Genomic DNA, 12,574 nt, shown 5'->3' with positions numbered 1-12,574 from the left:
TTATGAAGAGAAGAACAAAACTTCTGGGCATGCTCAGTGTAGTGCTGGCTGCTGCTCTTATCAGCGGATGCGGTGAGAAAAAAGAAGACGACTCAAAGGAGCTGGTGCTTTTTACCTGGGAAGGTATGTTTCCCCAGGAGGTGCTTGACGGATTTGAGGAAGAGACAGGCGTAAAGGTAGTTTATTCTAATTTTGATACGGATGAGACCATGCTGGAAAAGCTGTCCCAGGCAAAGGGCGGAGATTATGATGTAGTCATCGCGGATGACTACATCATTGAACAGGCAGTGGGCCAGGATCTGGTTCAGAAATTAGATAAAGCAGAGATACCTAATTATAAAAATATTAATCCCCTTTACCAGGGCCAGTTCTACGATCCCAAGGATGAGTATACCGTGCCTTACGGAGCCGGGATCCCTTTGATTGTCTATGATCCGGAACAGGTGGACTTTGAAATAAAAGGATATGCAGATCTCTGGAATGAAGCCTTGAAGGATAAGGTGGCATTGACAGCGAATTACCGTGTCATAAACGGTATCACACTGTTAACGATGGGTAAGTCAATGAATGAGGAGGATACCGCAGTGATCGGGGAAGCAGGTGAGAAACTGTTGGAGCTGGCGCCCAATGTGCGTATGATACAGGACGACAATACACAGAACGCACTGCTGAACGGCGAGGCAGCGGTAGCATTTTTATACACCTCCCAGGTAACTCAGGCACTCAGTGAGAATCCTGATTTAAAGGTTGTATACCCTCAGGAAGGGCTGGGATTCGGAATAATGTCTGCATTTATTCCTAAGGATGCCCCCAATGCGGCGGCAGCTCATCAGTTCCTGAACTATATTTTAGAGCCTGAAAAAGCGGCAGAGTGTTTTAATTATATTGGCTATTACAGCACCAATAAGGAAGCGGATCCCCTGGTAAACCCAAATCTGGTGGTACCTTCTGATGTCACAAAAGGTGAAATTGTTCAAAATGTGAGTGCGGAGGCTGACGAAGCATATAACAAAAACTGGACGGAATTTAAAGCTGCCTGTGATTAAGGAGCTTTACATAATGGGATAAAAGAAAAGCACAGGATAAGGAAAGAGACATCCTTATTGCCTGTGCTTTCTTTGTATTAATTATTCGTTTTCCTCAGCAGAATCCTGCTCCCCTTCGGGATTACTGTCTGAAGTATCTTCCTCCTGCTCAGCCGGCACTTCCTGCTCCGGAGACTGGGTTGTCAGATAGCTTTGATATACATAGCCCTCCTGACCGTTAAATATAACCCTGGACCATCCGTTGGCACAGTTGCCTGTGCGTACCACAGATTCGCCTCCGCGGAGTGTCCCTACAATGCTGGAATTCTTGTCGTAAGAGCTTCGTACATATACATCTGAAGCTGCATAGACAGTTTCATTCACATCGGCAATGGACATTTCCTGCTGAGTCTGAGTTTCCTCCTTTGGCTTTTCTTCTTCCTCCTCTTTTTCAGCAGTCTGTGTCTTTTCCTTTTCTTCAGACTTCTTTTTGGAGGACGAATCTTTGCTTACCTTAACTACCTGAGCTCCGCTTGTGTCTGTATCATTGATACTTCCTATATAATCAATGGATACTTCATCTCCCTTTTCCAAGTCCAAAGAACTGTCTATCGCAGCAGTTTGAATGGAAAAAGTCATCTTGCCGGAATCGGTTTTAACGGACAGCTGACTGGAGGATGCAGTTACAATGGTACCGGAAATGGTATGTACTGTCTCTACCTCAGCGGTTAAGGTCTCAACCCCTTCATTGGTTATTTTTACTACTTTAGCTTTGCTGGTATCCGTCCCTGAGATTTCTCCCTGATAGGTGAGGATGACTGCATCGCCGGCTGCCATGCCATCTTTACATTCCAATGTAGCGCCTGTTACATCAAATACCAGTTCTTTGTCGTCGGTAGTTGTCATGGTAAGGGAGCTGCCTGTAAAGGTTTCAAGGGTTCCACTGACAGTTGAGGTAGAAGTGTCTGCTTCTGTAGTGGTTTCCTGGGTGGTTTTCTCTTCTGTCTCTTTTTTGTCCCCGCATCCTGCCATGGAAAAGACAAGGGCAGCTGCGAGTATAAGGCTTAGTGAACGTTTCATGGAGTTCCCCCTTTCTGCTTTCAGCCTATGCTCATTGTAAAAGTTTGCAATGGATTGGTCAACCGCATTGGGAAACTATTTATAAAAATATAATAAATTTGTAAAATATTATTTTTTACACAGATATTTGATTAGAATTACCTGAATTTTACGGGGGAGTGATATAGTAAGCGATGTTCAAATCAATAGAATCAAATGAGGAGGAAATTTATGAAAAAAAGAAATGCGGCAAGATGGCTGTCGGGAGTACTGGCAGCGGCAATGGTATTTGGTACCGCAGGCAGCGTACTGGCAGATACAGAGGAAGGCGCAGAAAGTGCAGAAGAAAATGTCTCCCCGTACAGCGGGGCGGGGTATGCCATGGACTCAGCGTATGAGTGGAAGTATTTTCAGAATGGGGATCCCGCAGACGGAACAGTTGCAAAGGACAAATGGGGGCAGTATAACGGCTGGACAAGGAAATACGGCACAAATGCCCAGGATTCCAGTGTTTACAATGACACGGATTGGGAGACTCATGCAGGTTCCTTCGATACACTGGATGGAACCTTAAATTCAGAATCACAGGCATATTTTTTCAGAGGATATTTTGAAGTGGAGGATCCCAGTGCCATAGAGGGCCTTCATCTTACTTTTGACTATAAAGATGCGGCTATCATTTACGTAAACGGGCAGCAGCTGACATCTTTAAATGTTCCGGATGTGGGATATAAGACGGAAGATACTGGAAATGGTTCCCACAAAGATAATCTGGGATACGGCAGCAAAGACGGGGATACAGAGAATATCCGCCAGGCGGATGTGACTATGCGGGATATCAGTGAGATGCTGGTAAAGGGCCAGAATGTAATTGCAGTGGAGCTGCATAAGACAGAAGCTGACAGCCAGGGGTACTTTAAGTTCGGACATCTGGATCTGCACCCGGACACAGCAACTCTGCCGGACAGAGATGCTGTAAAAGCGGTTTCCCTGACCATTGGAGCTACACCTTCGGAATTAAATCTTACCTGGTATTCTCTGGCGACAGAGGGGGGACAAGTACAGTTCGCTAAAAAATCTGATATGACCGGGGATGCTTTTCCGGAAGAAAAGGCAGAGACCTTTGAGGCCGTGGAGACACTTACTCAGGGAAAGGTGTACACCAGCAATCAGGCAACTGTGTCCGGCCTTGAGGAGGACACTGAGTATGTCTATCGAGTGGGAAACAATGGAATCTGGTCAGAACAAGTGTATGCCACGAAAACAAAATCATCCGGTGATTTCAGCTTTATCTTTGCAGGAGACCCTCAGCTTGGTTCGTCCGGAGATCTGGACGCAGATAAGGACGGATGGAGAAACACCCTGAATCTTATTCAGCAGGATCCTTTATTTTCTGAGGTTAGTTTTATCCAGAATGCAGGCGACCATGTGGAGGCAGGAACCAGTGAACTTCAGTATGACGCTTATCTGGCTAATTATGACGGAAGTCCTGTGTACAGCGTACCCTTTGCCACTGCTGTGGGGAATCATGACTACAAAGGTACCGCATATAATACACACTTTAATCTGCCTAATGTAAGCCAGCTGGGAGACTGCGGGGAAGGCAATGCCAACGGTGATTACTATTATGTATATAACAATTCCTTGTTCCTGGTAATCAATTCTAACAATCAAAGTACGGCAGAGCATAAAGAATTCATGAGGAATGCGATTAATTTAAATCCGGGCACAGACTGGAAATTCGTTATATTCCATCATTCTATTTACAGTACAGCCAGCCATGCGGTAGATAACGATATTCTTTCCAGGAGAAGCACACTGGCACCGGTATTTAAAGAGCTTGGTATCGATGCAGTGCTCATGGGACATGACCATGTATATACCAGAAGCTACATGATGGATGGCCTGGAACCTATGGTGGAGGAATCCACAGATGAAAACGGAGAGCCAATCAGTGAAATCACAGATCCGTCCGGTATTGTTTATATTACTGCCAACTCTGCCAGCGGCAGTAAGTATTATGAATTCTCTTCGAATCTGGAGGGAGATTATGTGGCGGTCAAAAATCAGGAGCATGTGCCCAATATCTCTAAGATTGATGTATCTGAGAACACTTTCCGGATTACCACATACAGAACCTCAGACAAATCTGTTGTAGATGAATTTACCATTCATAAAACCACAAATGAAAAACCAATCACCAAGACCTGGGAAAATGATGGGAGGGGCTGGAGATTAAAGCTCTCTGACGGAACCTATCAGACGAATAGCTGGGCGGAGATTAACGGTATCTGGTATGCGTTTGACGAAAAGGGGTATATGCGCACCGGATGGTTTCTGGATACCAACGGCGCCTGGTATTATCTCAGCAAAAGCGGGGCCATGGCTACCGGCTGGGTCAAAGTGGGAGGAACCTGGTATTATCTGAGAGAAAGCGGAGCCATGGCCACTGGCTGGATACAGACTGGTAAGACCTGGTATTATCTGAAAGACAGCGGAGCTATGGCTACCGGCTGGCTGCAGGACGGGGGAACCTGGTACTACCTGAAAGGAAGCGGGGCGATGGCTACCGGCTGGGTACAGGTGGGGGGAACCTGGTACTACCTGAAAGGAAGCGGGGCGATGGCTACCGGATGGATAAAACTTGGAACTACCTGGTACTATCTGAAGGGAGATGGGGCAATGGTCAGCGGCCAGTCATTAAAAATTAATGGGAAAATGTACCGTTTTGACCAGAGCGGAGCATGTGTAAATCCGTAATATACCAAAAAGGCTTCTGTTGGTTTTGAACACTCAAGAACTATAGAATAGGCGGCAGGTGACAGTCATCTGCCGCCTGACGCTTTATTGGAAACTTTGTCAAAAAAAGGAGTTAAATAAATGAAGAAAAGGCAGAAGACAGATATCATTTTCCTGTTGCTGATTATAGTATTTAGTTTTGGGGTTTATCTTTATAATGACAAAAATCCTGTTACTCTTTCTCTGATAAACAGCGAAAGCCTGGGTTATGCAAAAGCTGAGGTAATAGAAGTAGTGGAAGAGAACGCGCGGGAAGACGAAACGACCAAGGGCAGATACTATGGAGTCCAGACTCTGCGGGCGAGAATACTTCAGGGAGATTTTCAGGGAAAAGAGGTTCTTATTGATAATTATCTATCAACCACTCATAATGTGAGGCTGCACAGCGGCCAGGCTTTTATTGCCTGCATTGATAATCCCCTGGAAGCGGAAACTTTGATCACGGTGTACAGCTATTACCGGGCACCGGTTATTTTTATGTTCGGGGGAATTATGATTGGCATTATGGTCCTGATCGGGGGAGGAAAAGGATTACGTTCTGCAGTAAGTCTTTTATTTACTATGTATACCATACTGGGATTTATGCTGCCGATGGTTTTTAATGGCTATTCCCCCATCTGGGTTTGCATTGTTACTGTTGTAATAACTGCTGCGGTATCTCTGTTTCTATTGAACGGCAATCATAAAAAGACTTGGGTGGCAACCATAGCTACAGGAATGGGCGTCATTTTGTCAGGGATTATATTTCAGGTTATAGCATCCCTGGTACATGTAAGCGGATTTAACACAGATCAGGCGGAAGCTCTGATTCTGATCTCTCAGAACACGGGACTGCAGATATCACAGGTTTTATTTGCTGGAATACTGATTTCCAGTCTTGGTGCCGTAATGGATGTGGGATTATCCATCGCCTCCTCTCTCTATGAGATTACCTGCCACAAAGCAGATATCACTCCCCGGGCATTATTTCAGTCAGGGCTGCGTGTGGGGAAAGACATGATTGGAACCATGTGCAATACCCTGATTCTTGCTTTTACAGGAAGCTCATTGACGACACTTCTTATGCTGAAGGCATATGGAGTAGAGTACGCGCAGCTTATGAATTCTGATTTTATCGCAATGGAGATTGCACAGGGGATTTCCGGGACCATAGCAATTATCATGACCGTTCCCATAGGGGCACTGCTGAGTGCAGTATTATATTCCAGACACAGATCTCCTGATGCAAATTGGTTTTGACAATAAACAAAATAAGTGTTAAAATATAAAAAATGAATAAAAAATAGCAAAAAATTATAAACATTATAAAATTTAAATAAAGGAGGATGAATCTTTAAAACATTCAAGTCGGCCCATTTTTAGCCGAAACTAGATAAAGAAAGCAGGTGAACTTGTGGAAAAAACAATTTTATGCTATGGAGACTCCAATACGTGGGGCTACATACCCGGCAGCGGAAAGCTGAGGTACGATAGGAAAATCCGCTGGCCGGGCCGGCTTCAGGAGCTTCTTGGGGAGGAATTCTATGTGATTGAAGAAGGATTAAACTCCAGAACCGTTGTGTGGGAGGATCCTGTCACCGGATATCGGAGCGGACTGGAATATCTTATTCCCTGTCTTCAGACACACAGGCCTTTGGATTTGCTTATTATTATGCTGGGCACTAATGACACACAGGAACGCTTTCAGCTGAACGGCTATAACATAGCCAGAAGTATGCGGCGCATGCTGGATGCTGTTCTGATTTCCCGTTCCGGGAGGGAGGAGCAGGTGCCGAAGATACTTCTGGTAGCCCCGCCTCACATACTCGACAATCTGCCGGAAACAGATCTGGGGGAGAATATGGGCAGAGGCTGTGAATGGCGTTCCCGTGAGATTGCACCATTTTATGAGGAATTGTGCCGGGAGTACGGATGTGAGTATCTGGATGCTCAGGAGGTTTGCCAGGCTAGTACCGTGGATGCCGTTCATCTGGATGCGGAGGGGCACAGGAAGCTGGCGGAAGCGCTGAAGAAAAAAGTGAAAGAACTGCTGGTCTAGCAGAAGTGAGAAGGAGGCAGGAATATGGATGCAGTAAATAAAGTGTTAACGACAATGACAGGTTTTTTGTTTGGCCCTTACATGCTGGTGATTTATTTTGGAACAGGGATTTACCTTACCTTCCGGACAAAAGGAATTCAGTTCCGAAAGTTTGGATTGGCATTCAAATCCATGTTCGGAAAAAAGAAGACTGGAGATGGTGAGATACGCTCCTTCTGGGCTCTGGCAACAGCTTTGTCCTCCTGCATCGGTGTGGGCAATATTGCAGCGGTCGCCGCTGCTCTGGCAATAGGAGGTCCCGGAGCCATCTTCTGGATGTGGGTGGCTGCTATCTTTGGTATGGCCACCAAATATTCAGAAATTGCACTGGCTATGAAATACAGGGAAAAAGATGACAACGGCGTATGGCATGGAGGCGCTATGTATGTTCTGAAGAACGGCCTGTCCAATCATAAGGCGCTTGCAAAATTCCTCGGCGGATTTTTTGCATTTGCAGCTACCTTTGTGGGATTGATCAGCTGCAATATGCTGCAGACGAATACGGTAGTGTCTTCCTTAGATGCATACAGCGTGCCTGCATGGCTGATAGGCCTGATTTTTGCAGTATTGACAGGCGCGGTTGTTATCGGGGGCGTGAAGCGCCTTGGCCGTGTAACCTCTATCCTTACTCCAGTGATGGGGTGCATCTATCTCCTGGCCGGCCTTGTAATATTAATTCTCCACGCAGATCAGATTCTTCCTTCCATTGGACTGATTGTGACGAGTGCATTTCAGGGAAAGGCAGCAACAGGCGGTTTTGCAGGAGCCACCATTGGGTTTGCCATCCGGCAGGGCGTTACAAGAGGGATTATGTCCAATGAGGCAGGAATTGGATCTTCCGCGATGATCCATGCCACAGCTTCTGTTGATCATCCCTGCGAGCAGGCGGTCTTTGGTATTGTGGAAGTGTTCTTTGATACGATTGTTGTGTGTACTATGACAGCTCTCGTTATTCTGACGACTGGCGTATGGAATTCCGGGGAAACCAGCGCAGCCCTCAGTGCACATGCATTCTCTGTAGGACTTCCCGGAGAGTGGGGGAGCATTATCGTAATCGTTGCCACCATTTTGTTCGCCTTTTCTACACTGCTTGGATGGTCCTGGTATGCAGAAACCGGTATGACATTCCTGTTCGGGGATAAGGTAGTAAAGCCTTTCCGGTTTGTATGGTGTGTATTTGCTTTTCTGGGGTCCGTTATTAATGTCAGCGTAGTCTGGAATCTTGCGGATACGGTCAATGGCCTGATGGCACTCCCCAACCTGATATCCCTGTGGATATTTGCAGCTGTAGTGGTGAAACTGACAGATAGCTATTTCGGAAAAGGAAAAAAGAATCAAGTATAACTACATACTACTGTATGAGAGGCGCCGGTAAAAAACGGCGCCTCTTTTTGCACATAAATAATATGCCGGACATATAGTATTAAGAACTAAAACTGCCGGGAGAAAGAATATGACACCAGAAAGATATGATTTTGGATTCGTCGGCGGCGATATGCGTCAGGTATACTGCGCCAGAATATTGGCGGATAAAGGATACAGGATCTGCGCTTACGGGCTGCCGGAATGTGCAGACAGTGTTAGAAGAGCAGATTCTCTGGACAGCTTAGCCGGTGGTTCCCGCGCGATTGTGGGTCCTATCCCTCTCACAAAGAATCAGAAAGATGTTTTTAGCACCAGCGGGGCTTTGCCTCCTGCACTCGGGGAACTTTGCCGGGTAATGAAAAAGGGGCAGTGTCTCTATGCCGGATGTATCCCGCAAACGTTTAGAGAAAAAGTAAAAGGAAAGGGCGCGGATATTTATGATTTCATGGAGGATGAAGCCCTGACTCTTTATAACACTATAGCCACAGCAGAGGGGGCGATCGCAGAGGCAATCTCAAACAGTCCTGAAAACCTGGGACACAGCAGCTGCCTGGTTCTGGGCTACGGAAGGTGCGCAAGAACTCTCTGCGCTTATTTAAAAGGAATGTTCTGTCATGTTACTGTCTGTGCCAGACGCCCTGAAGCCAGGGCAATGGCGTCTATCATTTCCGATGATACGATTTCTCCGGAAGAATTAAATAAATATATGGGACAGTATTCTTTTATTTTCAATACCGTACCCTGCAGAATGATAGACCGCAGTCTGCTGGAAAAAATGTCGGACCGCGGTGTTATCATTGATCTTGCCTCTGCCCCTGGGGGAGTCGACTATGAAGCGGCCAGAGAACTGAACCGGAAAGCTTGTCTCTGTCTTGGCCTTCCCGGGAAATATGCGCCGGGCTCATCCGGAAAAATGATTGCTGAAACTCTTATCCAATTAACACTTTCCAAAGAAGGAGCTGTAATATGAAATTAGAAAATAAAAACATCGGTATAGCCTTTACCGGATCTTTTTGCACTTATAAAAAAGCTTTTGCAGAACTGCAGCAGCTGGTGGAGGAAGGGGCGAAAGTCCAGACGATTTTTTCCAATGCCTCACAGACAATAGACAGCAGGTTTGGTGAAGCACAGGATTTTATAAAAAAGGCGGAGGAGATTACCGGAGTTCCCCCTATGCTGTCCATTTCCCAGGCAGAACCAATAGGACCCAAAAGTCTGCTGGATATTCTCGTCTTATTTCCCTGCACTGGAAATACTATCGCTAAGCTGGCAAATGGTATCACTGATACCCCTGTACTCATGGCTGCGAAGGCACATCTCAGGAATGAAAAGCCTTTGGTCATCTCTGTATCCACCAATGATGCCTTGGGTATGAATATGAAGAATATAGGTCTTCTGCTGAATGCCAAGCACATTTACTTTGTGCCCTTTGGACAGGACGATCCGGTGAAGAAGCCAAACTCGATGATTGCCCATACGGGACTATTAGTTCCCACACTGGAAGCTGCTTTGGAAGGCAGGCAGCTGCAGCCGATTATACAATAATATAGATTGAGGTGGAATTATGTGCGGTATCGCCGGATTTTGTAATCTAAGGGGTGAATTCACAAAGGAGAGAAAAAAATGGGAGTGTCAGCTTGCCAGGATGAATAAAGTGCAGAAGAGAAGAGGACCGGATGATGAGGGGATTTTTCTTTCGCCCCACTGCGGTCTGGCCCATGTCCGTCTGGCTATCATCGATCTTTTGACCGGGCATCAGCCAATGAAGAAGAAAACAGGGGGAAGAACCTGGACAATAGTATATAACGGTGAAATCTACAATATGAAGGAGCTGAGGCGGGAGCTACAGTTGGAAGGAGCGGTATTTGAGACGGAGAGTGACACTGAAGTTATCCTCACAGGGTATATTCTCCATGGAGAGAAGTATATTAAAAAACTGAATGGGATATTTGCAATCGCCATATGGGATGAGGGAGAGGATACTCTTTATTTGTTCAGAGATCGTCTGGGAATCAAACCACTTTTTTATACTTTCCTGGATAATACGCTGATCTTTTCTTCAGAGATTAAGGGGCTGCTGGAGTATCCCGGAGTAAAACCGCAGGTGGATAAGGAGGGGCTTTGCGAGATCCTGGCACTGGGACCGGCAAAAACATATGGAAAGGGAGTTTTCCGAAATATCAAAGAGGTGCTGCCCGGACACAGGATTCGTTTCGCTAAGGATTCTCTGCAGGATCAGGCTTACTGGAAGCTGGAGAGCAGACCCCATGAGGATTCCTATAAAGAGACAGTGGAAAAGACAGCCTGGCTGGTAGAAGATGCAGTAAAAAAGCAGATGCTTTCGGACATTCCCATAAGCACTTTCCTGTCCGGGGGAGTGGATAGCAGCCTGGTAACTGCTATCTGTGCCAAAGAATTGAAAAAGCAGGGCAAGATACTGAACACATTCTCTTTTGACTTTAAAGATAATCGAAAATATTTTAAGGCCAATGATTTTCAGCCCAGCGAAGACCGGCCCTGGGTGGATAAAATGGTAGAATACTCCCAGACAAACCACCATTATCTTGAGTGTGACAATATGGAACTCATAGACTATCTGTTTCAGGCTGTGGATGCCAGAGACCTGCCCTGTATGGCGGATGTGGAATCTTCATTGCTGTATTTTTGTTCCAAAGTGGTCGACTACAATAAAGTGACACTGACAGGGGAGTGTGCGGATGAAATCTTCGGGGGGTATCCCTGGTTCCATAAACAGGTTGCTTTCCGGACAGAAGCCTTTCCCTGGTCCTCAAGTATGGAGCCCAGGAAGGTCCTGCTGTCAGAAGATGTTATCCAGGAACTTCACATGGAAGAATATGCGAAACAGGCCTATGAAATGACCGTGGGTGAAACTCCCCGCCTGGAGGGAGAGGATGCGGTGGAAAGCAGGCGCCGGGAGATTGCCTATCTCAATCTGCGGTGGTTTATGGTTACTCTGCTGGATCGCATGGACAGAACCAGTATGTACAATGGACTGGAGGCAAGAGTTCCTCTTGCGGATCACAGGATTGTGGAATATATATGGAACGTCCCATGGAGGATGAAGTGTCCGGATGGTATTGTCAAGGGTCTCCTGAGGGAAGCAGGGGCAGGAAAATTACCGGAAGAAGTGCTCTGGAGAAGAAAAAGCCCCTATCCAAAGACCTATCATCCGGAGTATGAGGCTTTGCTGGGCCAAAGGCTTCAGGAAGTCTTGTCAGATCCCGGGGCTCCGGTGAGAAAGCTATTGGATACCGGGAAAGTTAAGAAATTCATTGAGAGTCCTTCGGATTACGGAAAACCCTGGTACGGCCAGCTGATGGCAGGGCCGCAGATGCTGGCGTATATGCTGCAGGTGAATTATTGGATGGAGACATATGGGGTGGAATTGGTTTAGAAATTGGGATTTAATGCAATTACTTGGACTACGGCTCAAGGTGATCTAAGTCGGTAAGTATGAGGCGGCAGGGGGACGGTGAGAGAAATCCCGCGGCGGCGGGCTGGTTGCTTTGGACAGGAGGGAGGCTTAAGTTCCGGGGACACCTCCGTTGCGAAGAGAGTCTAAGACAAAACCGGAATCCCCGCCGGAGCACCGTTCGTATGTGCAAAGAATGCTTGATGTGCATTCTCTGCCCATGCTCACTTTTTTTCGGCCCGGACTGCCGAAAAAATCTCCTGCGGGAATCCCGGTTTTGCCTAAGACTCTCTAGTCACTCCTCCGGAATCGTCCGCGGAACTTAAGCCTCCCTCCTGTCCGAAACAGCCAGCCGCCGCCGCGGGATTTCTCTCACCTGAGTATAGAAAGTTCCAGGGGGTAAATTTATCAGAAGGGGAATGATATTATTCACATAGGATATGAATGTAAAATTGTCAGATAGAATATAGCTGTGATATCTTCAGATAGAGTGGAATTAATCACTGTAATGAGTTTGGGCGTTATCCAAAACATCGAGTTACAAATAGTACGAAATAAGAAGAGTGTACAACTCTCGACCTTTCCCACCCGTTTTCCGTGAATGTGAAGTGAGTTTCTGTCAGGATATAGGAGGGAGCACCGGGGAGACAGGGCCAGTCCAGGGGCCGGGGTATAGGGACAAGTCAGGGAGGTTAAGCGGAGTGAGCCGAAGATCCAGTCCACCAGCTGATTAACGAGGAAGGCTTTCCTGACGAGTTTAGCAGCTGGTAGGACTTAGCTGAGGGGAACGGAGCCTCGAGCTGACTTGTCCCTATA

General features: G+C 46.6%; 9 protein-coding genes. 8 read left to right on the top strand and 1 reads right to left on the bottom strand.

Going from position 1 to position 12,574, the window contains the following annotated elements:
- Window positions 1–2 precede the first annotated feature (2 nt).
- Window positions 3–1,046, top strand: coding sequence for a polyamine ABC transporter substrate-binding protein (locus tag BUA56_RS05745; RefSeq protein ID WP_072849814.1), 1,044 nt, complete (start codon window positions 3–5; stop codon window positions 1,044–1,046).
- Window positions 1,047–1,127: 81 nt separating this feature from the next.
- On the opposite strand, the gene BUA56_RS05740 is transcribed toward BUA56_RS05745, so the two are convergent.
- A complete protein-coding gene (locus BUA56_RS05740; RefSeq protein ID WP_072849812.1) occupies window positions 1,128–2,105 on the bottom strand; it encodes an SH3 domain-containing protein in 978 nt (325 codons plus the stop codon).
- Window positions 2,106–2,315: 210 nt separating this feature from the next.
- Here BUA56_RS05740 and BUA56_RS05735 point away from each other — a divergent pair, with 210 nt between their 5' ends.
- From BUA56_RS05735 to asnB, 7 genes are all read left to right on the top strand, one after another.
- Window positions 2,316–4,844: a metallophosphoesterase gene (locus BUA56_RS05735; protein ID WP_072849810.1), complete on the top strand. Its 2,529-nt coding sequence runs from the start codon at window positions 2,316–2,318 to the stop codon at window positions 4,842–4,844.
- 120 nt (window positions 4,845–4,964) lie between these two features.
- Complete coding sequence (locus tag BUA56_RS05730; protein ID WP_072849808.1) at window positions 4,965–6,122, top strand: YibE/F family protein; 1,158 nt, start codon at window positions 4,965–4,967, stop codon at window positions 6,120–6,122.
- Between the two features lie 154 nt (window positions 6,123–6,276).
- Window positions 6,277–6,921, top strand: coding sequence for an SGNH/GDSL hydrolase family protein (locus tag BUA56_RS05725; RefSeq protein WP_072849806.1), 645 nt, complete (start codon window positions 6,277–6,279; stop codon window positions 6,919–6,921).
- Window positions 6,922–6,945: 24 nt separating this feature from the next.
- Window positions 6,946–8,304 carry an alanine/glycine:cation symporter family protein gene (locus BUA56_RS05720; RefSeq protein ID WP_072849804.1) on the top strand — a complete coding sequence of 453 codons (1,359 nt, stop codon included), beginning with the start codon at window positions 6,946–6,948 and terminating at the stop codon, window positions 8,302–8,304.
- Between the two features lie 109 nt (window positions 8,305–8,413).
- Window positions 8,414–9,295 (top strand): dipicolinate synthase subunit DpsA, encoded by an 882-nt coding sequence (locus BUA56_RS05715; RefSeq protein WP_072849802.1) that lies wholly within the window; start codon window positions 8,414–8,416, stop codon window positions 9,293–9,295.
- The gene (locus BUA56_RS05710; RefSeq protein WP_072849800.1) at window positions 9,292–9,870 is read left to right on the top strand and encodes a dipicolinate synthase subunit B; all 579 of its coding nucleotides are present in this window, start codon (window positions 9,292–9,294) and stop codon (window positions 9,868–9,870) included. Before BUA56_RS05715 ends, BUA56_RS05710 begins: the two co-directional genes overlap by 4 nt.
- A gap of 19 nt (window positions 9,871–9,889) precedes the next feature.
- Window positions 9,890–11,740, top strand: coding sequence for an asparagine synthase (glutamine-hydrolyzing) (gene asnB, locus BUA56_RS05705; RefSeq protein ID WP_072849798.1), 1,851 nt, complete (start codon window positions 9,890–9,892; stop codon window positions 11,738–11,740).
- Window positions 11,741–12,574: the final 834 nt, after the last annotated feature.

Source organism: Lactonifactor longoviformis DSM 17459, assembly GCF_900129135.1.
In the GTDB taxonomy this organism is placed as follows: domain Bacteria; phylum Bacillota; class Clostridia; order Lachnospirales; family Lachnospiraceae; genus Lactonifactor; species Lactonifactor longoviformis.
Note: the sequence above shows the minus strand (reverse complement) of the source record. Positions and strands in the feature narration are given on the sequence as shown.